Below are 17187 nucleotides of genomic sequence, written 5' to 3'. Positions count from 1 at the left end.
TGGAGAGAATCATGAGAGAAGCAGTAATCGTTTCCACCGCGCGCACGCCGATTGGACGGGCATACCGCGGAGCACTGAACAATATCAAATCCCCGACGCTGCTCGGCCATGCGATATCACACGCCGTGCAACGCGCCGGGGTCGATCCGGCGGAGATCGAAGACGCCGTCATCGGCTCGGTGCTCAATGGCGGCACGGCCGGCATGAACGTGGCGCGCCTTGGCGCGATCGCCGCGGGCCTGCCGGCCAGCGTGGCGGGACAGACCATGGACCGCCAGTGCGCTTCCGGACTGATGGCGGTGGCGACCGCCGCCAAACAGGTGATGGTCGACGGGATGGACGTCGTCGTGGCTGGCGGACAGGAGAATATCTCCGCTGTGCAGACACCTTACTTCGACTGGGCGATGCGCGACAAGGATGACAATGTCATCCTGCGCGCGCCGCACGCGTACATGCCCATGCTGCAAACCGCGGAGTTCGTAGCGCGAAAGTATGCGATTTCGCGCGCGGCGCAGGACCGCTATTCCCTCGAGTCCCAGCGCCGTACGGCAGCCGCACAGCAAGCGGGCCGGTTCGACGCCGAAATCGTGCCGATCAGCGCAACGATGGCGGTGGTGGATAAAACCACCGGCGCCGTCTCCCACCAGGCCGTCACCTTATCCAGGGATGAGGGAAATCGGCCGGACACGACGCTTGCAGGACTTGAAGCGCTCAAGCCGGTGACCGAGGGAGGGGTCATCACGGCGGGTAATTCCAGCCAGCTTTCCGATGGCGCATCGGCATGCGTGGTGATGGACCGCGCGCTGGCCGAGCGCCGGGGGCTTGAGCCACTCGGGGTGTATCGCGGCATGGCGGTCGCCGGATGCGCACCCGAGGAAATGGGAATTGGACCGCTGTACGCCATTCCCAAGCTGTTGAAACGGCATGGATTAAAGGTCAGCGATATCGGTTTGTGGGAGCTGAACGAAGCCTTCGCATGCCAGGCCCTGTACTGCCGCGATACGCTCGGGATCGACCCGGACTTGTACAACGTCGACGGCGGCGGCATTTCGATCGGCCATCCCTATGGCATGACGGGCGCGCGGCTGGTCGGCCACGCCTTGCTGGAAGGACGGCGCCGCAAGGCGAAGTATGCGGTTGTGACCATGTGTATTGGCGGCGGTATGGGAGCCGCCGCTTTATTCGAGGTGTTCTGATGGCCATTGACTACGCCACCATCCGGACTACGCTCGACTTTTATCTGAATGACTGGCTGGAAATCGATCGTCTTTGCGAACGTCCGCGTTTTGCCGACCATGGTCCCGAGACATTTTCCGGTGTGCTGGATCTGTGCGAACGCCTGGCGGCGGAGCGCTTCGAGCCGTTCAACCGCCTGGTCGATACCGAGGAGCCCCACTTCGACGGGACCCATGTCAGCCTCCCCGCCGCCACGGAATTGGCATGCAAGGCTTATGCGGAGTCCGGTATGCTGGCCGCCGCGCAGGATGCCGACATCGGCGGCATGCAGTTGCCTTGCACCGTCGAAATGGCCGCCAACAGTTTCTTTAGCGCGGCAAGCATCGGCATCCGGGGTTATTCGATGCTCACGGTGGCGAACGCCAATCTGTTAATGGCCCATGGTTCGGAGCGCCAGCGCCGCGTGTTCGCCCATCCGCAGTTCGAGGGGCGGTGGTTCGGCACGATGAATCTCAGCGAGCCGCAAGCCGGTTCGAGCCTGTCGGATATCGCCACGCGCGCGGTGCCCGACGGCGACGGCTACGCGTCCGATCCGCTCGGACCGCGTTACCGCATCAGCGGCCGGAAAATGTGGATTTCGGGGGGCGAGCATGCCATGGGCGAGAATATCGTTCACCTGGTGCTCGCCAAGATTCCGGATCCGGAAGGGCGCTTGCCCGCGGGGACCAAAGGTATTTCGCTGTTCATCGTCCCCAAGTTCAATGTCGATGCGGATGGGCGCCTTACCGGGGAGCGCAACGATGTCTCGCTGGCGGGGCTGAACCACAAGCTGGGTTACCGGGGCACGGTCAATACCCTGCTCAACTATGGCGAGGGCGGCGGCGCCGTCGGATACCGCGTTGGCGACGCGGGGTTCGGGTTGACGTACATGTTTCACATGATGAACGAGGCGCGCATCCACGTCGGCCTGGGGGCGGCGATGCTTGGGATGGCGGGCTACCTGGAATCGCGGGACTACGCATTCCAGCGGCCGCAGGGGCGGCCAGTCAAGCTTGGACGCGGCGCGGGGAAAGACGCGGCACAGGAACCGGTGCTGATCGCGCGGCATCCCGATGTCAGGCGCATGCTGGTCGCGCAGAGAAGCTATGGCGAAGGGGCGGTCGCCCTGTGCCTCTTGTGCAGTCGCCTGGTGGACGAGGAGCACACCGGTACGGGCGGCGCGGCGCTGGAGGCGAAAGCCCTGCTGGAAATGCTGACGCCGATTGCAAAAAGCTGGCCGAGCGAGTGGTGCCTGGAGGCCAATAGCATGGCGATCCAGGTATTGGGCGGCTACGGTTATACGCGCGATTTTCCGGTCGAGCAGCATTGGCGCGACAACAGGCTCAACATGATCCACGAAGGCACGCACGGTATCCAGGCGATGGATCTGCTTGGACGCAAAGTGGTGATGGAAAATGGCGAGCCTTTCCGCTTGCTGTTGCGGCGCATGCGTGAAACGGTTGCGGCAGCGTCGGAGCTGGACCGGCTGCTGCCGCTGGCGAGCGAACTGGGCGGCGCATTGCTGCGCCTTGAGCACGCGACTGTCCTGGCATGGGCAAGCGGCAGCGCGCCGGAGGCATTAGCCAACGCGACAGCCTACCTCAGGGCGTTCGGCCATGTGGTAATGGGATGGATCTGGCTTGACGTGGCGCGTGCCGCGATTCAAGCCGGAAATAGCGAGAGGCGTTCGTCCGGCTTTGTTGAAGCCAAGATCGTGGCGGCCCGGTACTTTATTTTCCACGAGCTTCCTCTTGTCGAGGCGTGGCTGCGCCCTGTGGAACAATGCGACCGGATTTGGCTGGATCTTCCGGCAGAGGCGGTCTGAGGCGTAAAATCCGCCTATCCGTGCGGATTTTCGCGCGGATGGCAGCCGAAGCCCCACGGAAGGCATCATGAGCCAGCTTGCGCTAACACTATCGTCGGGATTCGTTAATGCGTTTCTCGATGCCGCCGAAGCCGCCGGCGACGATGCCGCGTTTCTTCGCCAACAAGCTGGAATTGCGGAAGCTGTTCTGAAGGAGCCGGGTGGACGCGTTACCGAAGACCAGTTCGTCGCGTTGTACCGTCTCATCGCCGAGAAGTACGATGACGAGCTTCCCCGACTCTTGTCCCATCCGGTGAGGGGCGGCGCGCTGAAATTCGGCGTGCTGAGCATCATTAACGCGCCGACGATGGGCGTTGCCATCTATCGGTATACGCGGTTCTTACGGCTTGCGATCCATGATTTTCAAGTGGAACTTATCCATAGCCCGGATATCAGCCGCATTGTTATCGACGAACCCCGTGGCGGCAGACGGTGCAAAACCATGGCGATCGAGATGGTGCTCAAAGTGATTCATGGGCTGGCGTCATGGCTGGTGGGACGTGAAGTCAGGTTGCTCAGGGTCGATTTCGCGTTCGATAGTCCGCCTTATGCGCAAGAGTTCCAGAACCTTTTCCCGGGACCGGTATTTTTCAACCAGCCCGCAAGCCAGATTGTGCTCGATAGCGACCAATTAAGCTTGCGGATCCAGCGCGTTCCCCGCGACGTCAAGCCTTTCATCGCGCGTCTGCCAAGAGACTGGATATTCGTCTCCTTTAAAGATTCCTTTGTTACGCACCAGGTGCGGGAACAGTTGATGAGGACGGGCGTCGGTAATATGAATATCGAAGAGATCGCGGAGGCATTGCGTATGTCGTCGCGAACTTTGTGCCGCAAGCTGGAAGCTGAACGGACGTCTTTCAAAAAAGTGAGAGATGATTTGCGGCGCGACCTTGCGATCGAGCTCCTGAACAACTCGCACGACTCGATGCTCGAGATTGCGCTGGAGCTGGGTTTCGGCGAAGTGTCGTCATTCCACCGGGCGTTCCGCACCTGGACTGGCGCGACGCCTGGCACCTATCGGCACATGAACGATCGCTGACGGGTGGACGGCGCAGCCTCAACTAGTTGCCGGGGCCAGATGTTTCAGCGTCGCTGCACATAAAGCCTGCGACAGCCCGGGGTCGTCCACGGCGCGCGCAACCATGGTCGTGCCGATCAGGGCGCACAGCAGCGCCATTGCCTGCTCGTGCGCCCGCGGCTGGCCCCAATCGGGCAACTGGCGGGCGATCAGGTCGATCATTTCCTTGATGTGGATGGTGGCGGCGCGCCGCACTTCCGGCGCCTGGCGGGGCATTTCCGAACACAGCGCGGAAAACGGGCAGCCAGTCTCGATCGCCTCGATATGCTGGGGCGACAAATAGGCATGCATTATGGCCTGCAAGGCCTGCCCTGGCGGCGCGGCGGCCGCCAAGCGGGCCCCCCGCGCCACCGTCTCGGCCCCGGCGCGGTCCCCGGCCTCGGCCAGCAAGGCGTCGCGCGAGTCAAAGTGGGCATAGAAGCCGCCGTGCGTAAGGCCGGCTTCCTTCATGATGTCGGCTACACCCGTGCCGCCGTAGCCGCTGCGGCGGATGGCGCGAGCCGCCACTTCCAGGATACGCTCGCGCGTGGCTTCCTTGCGGCCGACGGCGGGTTTGTTGACGGATTTCGATTTCATGATGATCATCATATATCAAATTTGGCCGAGATGCTCGGGATTTGAGGATGATGCCGCTTATACGCTTATACGCTTATACGCTTCTCGCTGTCACATTGGCCTTCGGGATGAACCATTCAGGTTTCAGAACCGGTAGTTCCAAGTCCCCGCGAGATTGGCTCCCGGGGTCAACAGCTTGGCCCGGGCGGTCGCGCCGCCTGGCCTATGATGGTTTTCGGCGCGTATCCCGCTCCACCCACCCGCGGCCGCGTTTGATCGCGGCCCGCTCCCCGGGCCCACAAGGCCGGCTTTCGCGCGGCCCCGGGCCGCGCGCCATCACCCACGAACTTCTACGGAGACACGGATGACCATGAGCATCATGAGGCGGCTCGCCGCGGCCACGGCCTTTTTATTGTCGGTCCTGGGAGGCGGCGCGGCCGGCGCCCAGACCACGTCCTTCGCGGCCGCCTACAACGGCGCCGGCACGGCCGGCGGAAGCTGCACCAGCAGTTTCAATATCTCGGCGGTGGAACCGTCCGCCAGCGGGACCTATCCCGTCTTCATCTACCTGGTAGGCACCTCCGAGACCTACAACAACGCGGCCGCCATGGCCGCCGTGAACGCGATGGCGGCCAAGGGTTACGTCGCCGCGACCGTGGAATACGCCAGCTCGCAGTTCGGCACCTGCCCGGTGTTGAGCGCGAAGTCGAGCTGCGTGTTCAACCCCAACAGCGCCACCAGCGCGGTCGCCCAGCTGTGCTCGCGCGCCAAGGCGGATTGTTCCAAGGGCATCGTGGTGGGCGGCTTCAGCCAGGGCTCCATCCTGGCGCTGCTGGCCAAGAACTTCGACGCGCGCGTGCAGGCCGCCTACGGCATGGGCATGGGCAATGTCTACGCCACCTACAACCTGTCGTCCTGCGTCTCCGACGGCAACCGCAGCCTGCCCGGCGACCGGCTGCGGGCGGTTGACGGCGAACGCGATAATTTCGCCGGCGGCGCGCAGGCGCCGGTCCAGTCGTCGCTGCAGAACGTCACCGGGCTCACCTGCCCGGCCGGCTCCTACGCCTGCCTGAGCGCCAATGGCAGCGGCTGGATCATCGCCAAAAACAGCCAGATGGCCGATGGCTCGGCGGACCACTGCTACATGCGGGCCTGGGGCGATTGCGTCGGCAGCCAGTACAGCCTGGACGCCGGTTGGAACACGGGCACGGCGAGCTGGTCCAGGGAGGCCAACCTGCAGTGGCTGACCAGGTTCACGACCAAGTGAGCGGCCCCGCCGCCCCCCGCGGCGAGCGGGGCGGTAAGGTACACTACGCGCTCGTGTGAATGCGCCGGAGGGCGGGATGTGCGTGAATTATTCGCCGGTGAAGCGGCGCGGACTGAATTTCTTCGACGTGGAGGCGCCGCGCGGCGATTGGCCGGACGAGACCTGGCAAGACTATGAAGCGCCCATCATCGTCGGCACGCGTTCCGGCGGCCGGCGCGCGCTGCTCGGGACCTACGGCATGATCCCGCAGCGCTGCTACCGCACCCCGGCGGAGAAGCGCAACACGGTGAACGCCCGCGCCGAAACCCTGGGCGAGAAGCCCGCCTTCGCCAGCGCATGGCGCGCCAGCCAGTTGTGCCTGGTGCCGCTGGAGCGTTTCTACGAGCCGAGGTACGAGACGGAGAAGCGCTCCACCCGCTGGGGCATCGGCATGGCGGACGGCGCGCCGTTCGCGGTGGCCGGCATCTGGCGCGCGTGGGAGGAGGCGGACGGCCGCCTCACCCATTCCTTCACGCAGATCACCATCAACGCCGACGAGCACCTGCTGATGCGGCATTTCCATAAATGGGACGACGAGAAGCGCTCGCTGGTGATCGTGCCGGCGGACAGCTATGACGACTGGCTGCGGTGCCGCGACCCGGAAATGGCGCGCGCCTTCCTGGCCCCGTATCCCGCCGAGTTGATGGCCGCGTCCGCCGCGCCCAGGCCGCGGCCGGAGAGCACGCAACTCGGCTTGTTCTGAAAGCAAAAAGGGCGGCCCCCACCGGCCGCCCTTTGCTGTTCCGCGCCGCCTGTTACTTGCGGCGGCGGCGGGCCGCCGCGATGCCGGCCAAGCCCAGGCCCATCAGCGCCAGGGTGGCGGGCTCGGGCACGGCGCTCGGGCCGACGTCGAGGTTGTCGAGCGTGAACATGGCGTTGGAACTGAACTGCAGCGACGCCAGGTTGCTAAACTGCGACGGCGCGAAGTGCGTGAAGTCGCCGTCGTCGAAGGTGAGGCTGTTCATGCTGCTCAGGTCGAGGGTGCTGCTGAAGGTGCCGCCGCCGGCGTAGGTGCCGGTGAGCGTCAGGCTGGCGCTGGAGAAGTCACTCCATACGCCAAGGTCCAGGCCGTTCAGCGAGAAGGGGGCCGAGCTCGCGCTGCGCAAGGTGAAGGCCGTGCCCATCAGATAGTCGGTGCCGTTGTATGGATTGCCCGCGTCCTGGTAGTGGCCGGTGTAGCCGGGGCCAATGAAATACATGGTGTCCGCGGCCGTGAACGTATAGTCCTGCACCGTGGCGACGCCGCCGCCGTTGAACCCGCTGAAAGCGCCGGTGTACTGGAAGTCCTGGTTGGCCATGTCGCTGCCGGCCAGGCCGTCGAACGTGATGGGGGCGGCGCCGGCGGTGGCGGCGCAGCAGGTGAACAGGGCGGCGGCGATGGCTTTGAGTGGCGGGATGCGCATGATGATTCCATGGTCGAAGTGTATGCCATGATGCAAGCAAGTTGCATGCCAGAAAAATAACTTACCTAGATTCAATGATTTAGCGCCGATCGGGTCCCTTGGCGCCGCCGGGTGTAAGATTTTTCGACAAAACTTTCCTTGCCCAGGTGTATCTTGCGCCAGTGTCGAAGCCGCTGTTTTAGACTTTTACGCATGAATCGGCGTGTAGATGAAATGACGGCGGAAAAGGTCTCGGTGGCCTTGCTTACCCGAGCGGCGTTCGGCGCCGGCCCGGCGGTGACCTACGCCGAGCTGGCGGGGTTGCCGACCGGACTGATCGAGGAGGTGCTGGCGCGGCCCGTGGGCTGCGTCCGTGAATTCACGCCCATGATGCTGGTCCAGGGCGACCGGCGCGCGGCGCCGCGCAACGCGGACTTTTGACGCGCTTTCCCGCTGTCATCCATCCTGGCAGGCGCTGCCGGACAAGTCTTACACCGCGGGGCGTCGCGCGCCGATGTCCCGCCCCGGCACGCGGGGTCTACCATGGCTTCACCCTGTTGCGCGATGACGCCGGAATCAACACCCGGCGCGCCGCCGGCGGGGCCACCACAACAATGGAGATACATCATGGCCACCAATGACCAAGACCGCAACCAGTCGATGAACCAGCAATCCGCCAACCAGGCCGGCAAGCAGGATAAACAGGACAAGCAGCAGGACCAGCAGACCGGCAACCAGGGCAGCCGCCAGGGTAGCGACCAGGGCAGCCAGCAAAGCGACAAGCAGGGCAGCCAGCGGCAGGACAAGCAACAGCGGGGCAACCAGCAGGGCAACCAAGCCAATCGCGATTCGGACAGCGGCCTGTCGGGCAGCGACGGCACCCAGACCCGGCGCGATGATCAGGGCACGGACAAGAGCCGCTGATCGGTAGGTAAGCCGCCGCCCAGGCGGCTTTACCGGCGGCATCAACCAGGGCGGACCACGCGCAACGCGGCGCGCCGGTCCGCCCTCCGTTTTTCAGTAGCTGGTCAATGGCGCGGGCGCGCCGTTCTTGAAGGTGAAGATGGTGACCGGCGACTCCTTCATGTCGCCCTTGGCGTCGAAGGCGTAGGTGCCCGCCACGCCCTTGTGGGAACCGGCGGCGATGACCGGGCCGACCTTGGCCGGATCGGTCGAATTGGCCTTCTGCATGGCCTGCGCGTACATCATCGTCGCGTCGTAATAGGAGGCGGCGTAGACGTCGGCGTCGCGGTTGTAGCGCTTCTTGAACGCGGCCTTGAACCGCGGGCCGGCGGCGGCCTTGTCCAGGATGGCGCCGCCCTGCGAGCACAGCACGTTGTCGCCCACCGCGTCGCCGCCCAGCTTGCCCATTTCGGCGGTGCAGATGGTGTCGCCGCCCAGCAGCTTGGCGTTGATGCCCAGCTGCTTCATCTGGCGCGCCATCGGCGCGCCCTGCGGCGCGTAGCCGCCGAAGAAGATGGCCTCCACCTTCTTCGCCTTCAGCTTGGTGAGGATGGCGGTGAAGTCGAAGGCCTTGTCGTTGGTGAACTCGTGGCCCGCCACCGCCATGCCGGAGGCCTTGGCCTGCTTCTTGAACTCCTCGGCCACGCCCTGGCCGAAGGCGGTGCGGTCGTCGATCACGGCCACGGTCTTGAACTTGAGTTCCTGCGCCGCGTACAGCGCCATCTTCGAGCCGAGCTGGGTGTCGCTGGCGTTCACGCGGAACAGGCCCTTGTAGCCCTGCTGGGTGATCTTGGGATTGGTGGCGACGGTGGCGATCAGCACGCCGGCGTCGTTGTAGGCGCGCGAGGCGGGGATGGCCACGCCCGAGTTGTAGGGGCCGGCCACGTATTTCACGCCGCCGTCGATGAACTTCTGCGCCACCTGCACGCCCGCCTTCGGGTCGCCCTGGTCGTCCTCGGACAACAGTTCGAATTTGATCTTCTTGCCGCCCACCGTGATGGGCTTGGCGTTCAATTCCTCGATCGCCAGGCGCGCGCCGTTTTCATTGTCCTTGCCGGAGAAGGCCTGCGGGCCGGACAGCGGGCCGCTGTGGCCGATCTTGACGACGTCCTGTGCCGCCGCGCCGTGGATGGCGCTGATGGCGCCCAGCAGGGCCAGTGCGCCCTTGGTGACTTTCAAATTCAATCTGATCTCCTTGTGGTCGATATGCCGTCGATATGCGCGAGCATTATCCCCACGCGCGGCGGGACAGGGCAAGCCGAAACTCTCCCGGACCGCGTTTTCCGCATTTCCTTCGGTTTTAGCGGGTCGCCACCGTCTTGCGCAGGCGCGCCAGCGCCGCGTTGATACGTTCTATCAAGCCGTCGTCCTGGCCGGGCGCGATGGCGAAGTGCTGGCCGTTTTCAACCTGCACGGGATGCGGCAGCACCGACAGGCTGACGGCCGGCGGGATGCCCAGTTCCCGCGCATAGGGCGCGATGAAGCCGCGGATGTTGGCCTCGATCTCCGGCGCCGTCTCCCAGCTGGGCTGGTACAGCAGCACCGCGTCCACCCGCTTCAGCAACAGGCGCTGCAGCCGGGACGCGCGCGAGGCGATGTCCTCGTCCACGCGGAACAGGCGGTTGCGCTGGCGTTCGAACTCGTCGCCGTAGCTGTAACCGCGCACCGCGCCCACCGTCTTGCCGCGCAGGTCGTACAGCCTCTGGAAGGGGAAGGTGGCGTCGCTGCGCGTGACCAGCCACAGCGTGTTGCTGGCGGCGGCGTCCGAATAACGCAGCGCGCGCTCGCGCTCGGGCGTCTTGGGTAGGCCGAAGATCAGGCCCGCGCCCTCGCGCGCGTTGCGCTCGGCGCGCGGCCACGGGTAGACCTTGATGTCGAAGGTGACGCCAAGCTCTTGTTCCAGTTGGTCGAACAGCTTGCGGCGCCAGGCCAGCATCGGCTTTTGCTTGCCCTTCGCGTCCAGCGCGTCGCCCAATAGCAGAGGGATGGTGCGCGGCGCAGTTTGGGCGCGCGCCGGGGGCAGCGCGGTGGCGCAGAGCAGTGCGCAGCCCAGGAGGAAAGCGCGTTTTTTGGCAAGATCGCCAGCTGAAGACATGCGTGGCCTGTAGGAATCGACGGGGAATTATTGCAGAAAACGGCCCCGGCGGGCTGTTTCTCCCGCCGGAGGCGACCTCGGCGTTGCGCGCGCGCCTCTGCCGGCGTGGTTGTGTTGCAAAGCCTCGGCCCGCGCGGCCCGGGATGGCCGGAACGGGCCTGGGTGGACCCGGGCGGGCGGACTGGGGCCCCTAGCGCTTCGTGCGGCCGGTCTCGCCGCCCGCGATATCGACCGGCTGCACCGGCGTGACCGGCGGCGCCGGTGGCACGCGGTCCGCGCGCGGCGCGGGCGCCGGCGCACGGCCGCTGGCGGCCGCGATGTTGGCCGTGTTGTAGGCGGCGATGGCGGCCGCCACGGCGGGATTGGCCGCCGTCGGCGCCTGTGGATTGTTGGCCGCGCTGGCCAGCGCGGCCCGTTGCGTTTCCGCCGCCTGCACGGCCGCTCTGGCATTGGCCTCGGCCTGCGCCTCGGCGGCGGTGTCCGCGTTCAGCCGCGCCTGCCGGTCCAGGTCGGCCTGGCGCGCGGTGTTCTGTTCCAGGCCCGTCAGGCCGCGCGCGGCCTGCTGCTCGGCCGCGATGCGCGCGTCGGCCGCGCGCTGGGCCGCAGCCGTCGCGGCGGCGTCCTGGGTCTCGGGCGGCGTGGCCAGTCGCTGGCGCTCGGCGGCGGCGCGGTCCGCCGCGCCGCGGTTGGCCGCCGCCAGCGAGGCAGCTTGCCGGTCCGCGCGCGCCGCCTCGGTCTGGGCGGTGGTGCGGGCGGTGGTTTGCAACCGGTCCTGCGCCTGGGTGGCGGCCGCCTGGCGCTCGGCCAGCGTGGCGGCCGCCTGGTTGTCGACCTGGCCGGCGTTCAACCGGCGCGCAGCGGCCAGGCGCTCGGTGGCTGCGCGGCTGGCTTGCGTCTCGGCGGCCCGGCGGTCATCGGCGATCTCCGCCTGCGTGCGGGTGCCGGCTTGCGCCGCCGCGTCGCGGCGCGTGTCGTTGAGCCGCTCGGCGGCCAGCCGGTCGTCGGCGAGGGTGGCCTCGCCGGCGCGCGCGGCCTGGGGCGCGTTGGCCTGGCGCTCGGCGGTCAGCCGGTCGGTCGCCGCACGATCGGTCGCCGTGCGGTCCGCGGCGACGCGCTCTGCCTGGGCGTCGCCTGCCACGCGCGCGGTGGTTTGCGTGGCGGCGCTCTGGCGCTCGGCCGCGAGACGGTCGGCCTCGGCCCGATCCGCCTGCGCGTCGGCCGCCACGCGCGTGCTGGCTTGTGCCGTGGCGGTTTGACGTTCGGTGGCCAGGCGATCGGCCATGGCGCGATCCGATTGCGCGTCGGTGGCCGCGCGCGCGGCGGTTTGCGTGGCGGCGCCCTGGCGTTCGGTTGCGAGGCGGTCGGCCTGGGCGTCCTCGGTGGCGCGGGCGCCGGCCCGCGTGGCGGTGCGCTGCGCGGTGGCGGCGCGTTCGGCTTCCACCCGTTCCGCCTGCGCGTCGGTGTCGGCGCGGGCGTTCGCTTGCGTTGCTGCGGTTTGCCGCTGCGTGTCGAGGCGCTGGTCGCCCACGCGCTGCGCTTCGGTGCGCGCGGCGGTCGTCGCCTCGTCCCGCGCCTCGGCGGTGGCCGTTGCTTGCAATCGCGTGTCCTCCCGGCGTCCGGCGTTGGCGGCCTCGGTCTCCAGGCGCTGGGCGGTGATACGGTCCTGCACGGTTTGCGTTTCCGTGCGCTGGGCCTCGGCGCCAACGGCCTCGCGCGCCGCGGCGTTCACGCGGTCCGCCGTGGCGCGATTGGCCTGCTGTGTTTCGGTGGTGGCGCGGTCCGCCGTTTGCCGGTCTTCCAGTGCGGTGAGCTGTTGGCCGGCTTGCAGCCTTGCGCGCGCCTGCAGCTCGGCTTGCGTGGCCGTGGATTCCTGCGCCGTGGCGATCCGCGCCGCCTCCTGGCGCGACTGGAGTTCCTGTTCGATCAATTCGCCGCGCGCGGCGCGGTCCAGCTCCTGGCGCAGCGTCTCGGTGCGCTGGGCCAGCGTGGCGCGGTCCTGCGCGGCGTCCTCCCGCCCGGCGGCGGCGGCCTGGCGCTCGGCCGCCATGCGCTCGGCCAGCGCGGTCGCGGCCAGGTCCTCCTCGCGCGTGGTGTTGAGCTGGCGGTCGCGCGCGGCCTGGTCCGCGGCGAGGCGGTCGGCCTGCGTTTCCTGCCGGGCGTCGGCCTGCTCGGCGGCGGCCTGCCGGGCGACCGCCAGTTGCTGCTGGCGCAGCAGCTCGGCGGGCGTGGTGGCCGATTCGGACAGCGCGTCGCGCAGCGCCAGGTCGGCCAGCAGGGTTTGCGAGGCCGGGGTCTCCGGTAGCAGGTCGGCGGGTGTGGGCGTGTCGCCGGCCAGCGCGGCGGCGGCGCTGGTCTGGCGGGCGGCGGCGTTGCCCAGGGTGTTGAAGGCGTCGGTGGTGCGCGTCAGCAGGGTCAGCGTGCCGTCGCGGTCCAGCTCGAAGGCGGCGCGCAGCACGTTGGCGTCGACGTTCAGGATATCGGTGCCGGAGGCGGGCGCCAGCGCGCCCAGGGTCAGGCCCAGGCCGGCCAGCGTGGTCGAGGACACCGGTCCGCCCGGCGTGGTGTCGGCGCCGTCGCGGCGCAGCGCCTCGGCCAGCCGCTCGGCCAGGGTGCCGCCGCCGTCCTGGTCCGCCAGCGGCGGGATCAGGTCCACCGACGCGGCGGGCAACTGGTTGAACGACAGCGCCAGATTGTCGGCCGCCTCGGTCAGCAGGGCCAGCTCGGCGGCGGTGGGCTGTGTGGTGGAGAGGGAACCCTGCAGTTCCAGCAGTTGCCGGCGGCTCAGCGCGACCGACGACAGGAATTGCGCCAGGTCGGAAAAGTCGACCTTGGAGGCGGCGGCCGTGCCGGCCGCCGCGGTGGCGGCGGGCGCCGCCGTGTCCGTCGTGGAATTGACGGGCTGGACGGCGGATGCGCTCGCCGCACTGGTTGAGTTTGTGACGGGCAACATGATGTTCACCTTGCAGCGGAAGTATCCGCTCAGGATGCGCCGTCGCGGCGGACCTGTCTGTGGGCTGGCCAACACAATGGATGCCGGCGCACGGCGGGGGCCCGCGCGCATCCGGCGGGGCCGCCCCGCGTGACCGGGGCGGCGTCGGGATTAGGCCGTCACCATCAGCTTCGCCGATTTCAGGTTTACGCTGTCCGGGCCGGCGTGGATGGTGAACGAGCCCGGCTCCACCACGCGCTTCATGTCGGTGTTGAAGAACCACAGGTCGGAAGGCTTGATGTCGAAGCCGAGCGTGCGCTTCTCGCCCGGCGCCAGCGTCACGCGCCGGAAGGCCTTGAGCTCGAGCACGGGCCGCGTCACGGAACTGACGTCGTCGCGGATGTAGATCTGCACCACCTCGTCGCCGGCCAGCGCGCCGGTGTTGCTCACGTCCACTTCCACCCTGGTCGATTCGCCGGCGCGGATACTGGCCCTGGCCAGCCGCGGCGCGGAGATCGCGAAGCTTGTATAGCTGAGCCCAAAGCCGAAGGGGTAGAGCGGCTTGGTCGAGCCGTCGATATAACCGCGCCGCGCCGACGGCTTGTGGTTGTAGAAGATCGGCAACTGGCCCACGTGGCGCGCGATGGAGACCGGCAGCTTGCCGCCCGGGTTGGCGCGGCCGAACAGGATGTCTGCCGCCGCGTGGCCGGTCTCCTGGCCCAGGTACCAGCCCTCCACCAGCGCGTGCGCGCGCTCGGCCAGCAGGTTCACCGACAGGGGGCGGCCGTTCAGCAGGAACACGACGGTGGGCTTGCCCAGGTCGAAGATGGCCTTGGCCAGGTCGTTCTGCTGGCCCAGCATGTCCAGGCCCACGCGGTCGCCCAGGTGCTGGTCGGCCCAGGCCTCGCGGCTGGTCTGTTCGTTATCACCCAGCACCATGACGATGGTGTCGGCCGATTTGGCCGCCTCCACCGCCTCGGCGATCAGCTTCGCGTTCACCTCGGGCGGCGTGAACTCGATCTTGTCCGCGCCCCAGCTGCGGCTGGCGGTGAGGCGCACGCCCTCGGCGTACGCCAGTTCGAAGCCCTGCGCCTCGCTCTCGGCCTTCAGGCCCTCGTAGACGGACACCACGTGGCGCGGCACGTCCGAGTAGCCGCCGATGGGCGTGTCCTTGGCGTGGGTGCCGAGCAGCAGCAGCTTGCCCACCTTTTTCGGGTTCAGCGGCAGCAATCCCTTGTCGTTCTTCAGCAGCACCACCGCGCGTTGCGCCGCCTCGCGCGCCAGCGCCACCGCGTCCGGCGCGGCGGTCAACTTGTCGGCGCTGGCCACGTCGGCGTAGGGGTTCTCGAACAGGCCGGCCTGGAACTTCAGTTCCAGCACGCGGGCCACCACCGCGTCGATCTCCGCCACGGAGACGCGCTTCTCCTTCACCAGTTCGCCCAGCGTGGTGTAGCCGCCCGGGTCGGGGGTCTCGATGTCCACGCCGGCCTTGACGGCGCGGTAGCCGGCCTCCTTGTCGCTGTCCACCAGCTTGTGGCGCGTGACCAGTTCCTTGACGCCGAAGTAGTCGGACACCATCAGGCCCTTGAAGCCCCATTCGCCGCGCGCCACCTTGGTCAGCAGCCAGTGGCTGGCGTGCGAGGGCACGCCGCCGATCTCGTTATACGACGGCATGATCGCGCCCACGTTGGTCTCCCTCACCAGCCTTTCGAACGGCGGGAAGAACTCCTCGCGCAGCGTGCGCTCGCTGACCTCGGCGGGGCCGATGTTGGTGCCGCTCTCCGGCTGGCCGTGGCCCGTCATGTGCTTGAGCGTGACGTAGACCTTGTCCCTGGCCAGCCGCTTGTCCTCGCCGGCGAAGCCCAGCACGGCGGCCTTGCCGATCTCGGCGCAGACGTGCGGGTCCTCGCCGTAGGTCTCCTCGATGCGACCCCAGCGCGGATCGCGCGCCACGTCCACCACCGGCGCCAGCGCGAAGTTGGCGCCGCGCGCGCGCATCTCGCGCGCCGCCACGCCGAAGACGCGTCGCACCAGGGCCGGGTCGAAGGTCGACGCCAGCGCGATCGCCTGCGGGAAGCTGGTGGCGTCGCGCGCCGCGTAGCCGTGCAGCGCCTCCTCGTGCATGAACAGCGGGATGCCCAGGCGGGTCTGCTCCAGCGCCCATTTCTGCACCGCGTTCACATAGGTGGCGGTGGCGGCGGCGCCGCGGTTGGGGCGTTCGCCGGTGTCGCCCGCCACGCTGCCCTCGGCCTTGCCCTGGCGGTCGGAGGGCCGCGCCAGCATGCCCATCCCGTGCGGATAGGCCTGGGTCGCCTTGGCGGGAACGAAGTTGCCGTCGACGTCCTCGATCTTGCCCTTCTGGCCCCAGATGCACTGCATCTGCGCGATCTTCTCCTCCAGCGTCATGCGCGCCAGCAGGTCCTTCACGCGCGCGGCGACCGGCGCGGACGGGGTTTTGTACACCGGCGCCGCCGCGGCCAGCGCCATCGGCGCCGGCAACACGGCCAGCCCGGCCAGGCCGGACACGGAGGAAAGGAACTGCCTGCGCTTGCTGCTCATCGATGCTGTCTCCAACTGTTTGTTTTTATGCGGTCTTGTTAGCGCCTGGCCGAGCGCGTGCTGACGTCGACCCACACGGCCAGCGTGAGGATCAGGCCCTTGACGATCATCTGCCAGTAGGTGTCCACGTCCAGCATGGACATGCCGTTGTCCAGGCTGGCCATGACCAGCGCGCCGATCAGCGCGCCGTACACGGTGCCGGAGCCGCCGCGCATGGAGGTGCCGCCGATGAAGCAGGCCGCGATCGCGTCCAGTTCGCCGGAGGTGCCGGCCGAGGGGGAGCCGGCCGCCAGGCGCGCCGTGTTGATCACGCCGGCCAGGGCGCACATCAGGCCCATGATGCCGAAGATCCACAGCTTCACCGCCTGCACGTTGATGCCGGACAGGCGGGTCGCCTCCATGTTGCTGCCCACCGCGTAGACGCGGCGGCCGAACACGGTCTGGGTGGTGACGTAGGTGAAAATGCCCAGCAGCGCGAGCAGCAGCAGCACCGGCAGCGGGATGCCCTCGTAGGAGTTGAGCGTGACGACGAAGGCCGTCACCGCCGCGCCCACGGCCAGCACCTTCAGGGCGTCGCGCCACAGCGGCGCCAGGTCCAGGCCGTGCTGCGCGCGGTTGCGGCGCTGCTGCCAGGTGAGCGCCACCGCCACGCCGAACAGCGCGAGGCCCAGCAGCGCGCCCAGTTGCGAGGACAGGTAGCCCTGGCCCAGGTAGACCATGTCGTCCGAGACGGGGGCGACGGTCATGCCGCCGGTCACGCCCAGCACGATGCCGCGGTAGGCCAGCATCCCGCCCAGGCCGACGATGAAGGAGGGGATGTTGAGGTAGGCGGTGAGGTAGCCGTTGAACAGGCCGATCACCAGGCCCAGGCCCAGCACCACCAGCAGGTTGAGGGGCAGGGGCAGGTGGTGGGTGACGTCCATGACGGCGGCGACGCCGCCCAGCAGGCCCAGCAGAGAGCCGACCGAGAGGTCGATCTCGCCGGCGATGATCACCAGCGACATGCCGCAGGCAACGATGCCGGTGATGGCCATTTGGCGCATCAGGTTGGAGAGGTTGCGCGGCGAGATGAAGCCGCCGTCGGTCTTCATGCTGAAGAAACCCCAGATCAGCGCGATGGCGATCAGCAGGGCCAGCATCTTGTACTGGGTGAACAGCTTTTTAATGTTCATGAGAACTCTTGATTGAATGAATGGATATCGCCACTGTCTACGCCGCTTTGGGGTCAGACCCCGAGCCGC

14 protein-coding genes are annotated in these 17187 nt (G+C 67.7%); 7 read left to right on the top strand and 7 right to left on the bottom strand.

Going from position 1 to position 17187, the window contains the following annotated elements; translation table 11 throughout:
• Positions 1-11 precede the first annotated feature (11 nt).
• The 3 genes from BM436_RS03095 (at position 12) to BM436_RS03085 (ending at position 4118) form a co-directional block, all read left to right on the top strand.
• The gene (locus BM436_RS03095; protein ID WP_093553370.1) at positions 12-1196 is read left to right on the top strand and encodes an acetyl-CoA C-acyltransferase; all 1185 of its coding nucleotides are present in this window, start codon (positions 12-14) and stop codon (positions 1194-1196) included.
• Positions 1196-3040, top strand: a complete 1845-nt coding sequence (locus BM436_RS03090; protein ID WP_093553368.1) for an acyl-CoA dehydrogenase — start codon at positions 1196-1198, stop codon at positions 3038-3040. Before BM436_RS03095 ends, BM436_RS03090 begins: the two co-directional genes overlap by 1 nt.
• 67 nt (positions 3041-3107) lie before the next feature.
• Entirely contained in the window at positions 3108-4118 is a 1011-nt protein-coding gene (locus BM436_RS03085) for an AraC family transcriptional regulator (protein ID WP_093553366.1), read from the top strand.
• An 18-nt stretch (positions 4119-4136) separates the two neighbouring features.
• Here the strand turns inward: BM436_RS03085 and BM436_RS03080 are convergent, their stop codons facing one another.
• Positions 4137-4745: a TetR/AcrR family transcriptional regulator gene (locus tag BM436_RS03080; RefSeq protein WP_093553364.1), complete on the bottom strand. Its 609-nt coding sequence runs from the start codon at positions 4743-4745 to the stop codon at positions 4137-4139.
• 337 nt (positions 4746-5082) lie between these two features.
• Here BM436_RS03080 and BM436_RS03075 point away from each other — a divergent pair, with 337 nt between their 5' ends.
• Entirely contained in the window at positions 5083-5979 is an 897-nt protein-coding gene (locus BM436_RS03075) for a hypothetical protein (protein WP_218164805.1), read from the top strand.
• Positions 5980-6055: 76 nt separating this feature from the next.
• Complete coding sequence (locus BM436_RS03070) at positions 6056-6721, top strand: SOS response-associated peptidase (RefSeq protein WP_093553360.1); 666 nt, start codon at positions 6056-6058, stop codon at positions 6719-6721.
• A 52-nt stretch (positions 6722-6773) separates the two neighbouring features.
• On the opposite strand, the gene BM436_RS03065 is transcribed toward BM436_RS03070, so the two are convergent.
• Positions 6774-7421, bottom strand: coding sequence for a PEP-CTERM sorting domain-containing protein (locus tag BM436_RS03065; RefSeq protein ID WP_093553358.1), 648 nt, complete (start codon positions 7419-7421; stop codon positions 6774-6776).
• 213 nt (positions 7422-7634) lie between these two features.
• Here BM436_RS03065 and BM436_RS03060 point away from each other — a divergent pair, with 213 nt between their 5' ends.
• Positions 7635-7841 carry a hypothetical protein gene (locus BM436_RS03060; RefSeq protein WP_093553356.1) on the top strand — a complete coding sequence of 69 codons (207 nt, stop codon included), beginning with the start codon at positions 7635-7637 and terminating at the stop codon, positions 7839-7841.
• A 186-nt stretch (positions 7842-8027) separates the two neighbouring features.
• Positions 8028-8324 carry a hypothetical protein gene (locus BM436_RS03055; RefSeq protein WP_093553354.1) on the top strand — a complete coding sequence of 99 codons (297 nt, stop codon included), beginning with the start codon at positions 8028-8030 and terminating at the stop codon, positions 8322-8324.
• Positions 8325-8417: 93 nt separating this feature from the next.
• Here BM436_RS03055 and BM436_RS03050 read toward each other — a convergent pair whose 3' ends face one another.
• From BM436_RS03050 to BM436_RS03030, 5 genes are all read right to left on the bottom strand, one after another.
• The gene (locus BM436_RS03050; protein ID WP_229488939.1) at positions 8418-9542 is read right to left on the bottom strand and encodes a branched-chain amino acid ABC transporter substrate-binding protein; all 1125 of its coding nucleotides are present in this window, start codon (positions 9540-9542) and stop codon (positions 8418-8420) included.
• 121 nt (positions 9543-9663) lie between these two features.
• On the bottom strand, positions 9664-10458 hold the full coding sequence (locus BM436_RS03045) for a substrate-binding periplasmic protein (protein WP_093553350.1): 795 nt from the start codon (positions 10456-10458) through the stop codon (positions 9664-9666).
• Positions 10459-10648: 190 nt separating this feature from the next.
• Complete coding sequence (locus BM436_RS03040; protein WP_143132936.1) at positions 10649-13408, bottom strand: coiled-coil domain-containing protein; 2760 nt, start codon at positions 13406-13408, stop codon at positions 10649-10651.
• A gap of 150 nt (positions 13409-13558) precedes the next feature.
• Entirely contained in the window at positions 13559-15946 is a 2388-nt protein-coding gene (locus BM436_RS03035; RefSeq protein ID WP_093553346.1) for a glycoside hydrolase family 3 N-terminal domain-containing protein, read from the bottom strand.
• A gap of 38 nt (positions 15947-15984) precedes the next feature.
• On the bottom strand, positions 15985-17118 hold the full coding sequence (locus BM436_RS03030) for a sugar ABC transporter permease (protein ID WP_093553344.1): 1134 nt from the start codon (positions 17116-17118) through the stop codon (positions 15985-15987).
• Positions 17119-17187 lie beyond the last annotated feature (69 nt).

It is taken from the genome of Pseudoduganella namucuonensis (assembly GCF_900116645.1).
GTDB lineage: Bacteria > Pseudomonadota > Gammaproteobacteria > Burkholderiales > Burkholderiaceae_D > Rugamonas > Rugamonas namucuonensis.
This window is presented reverse-complemented; position numbering and strand designations above follow the sequence as displayed.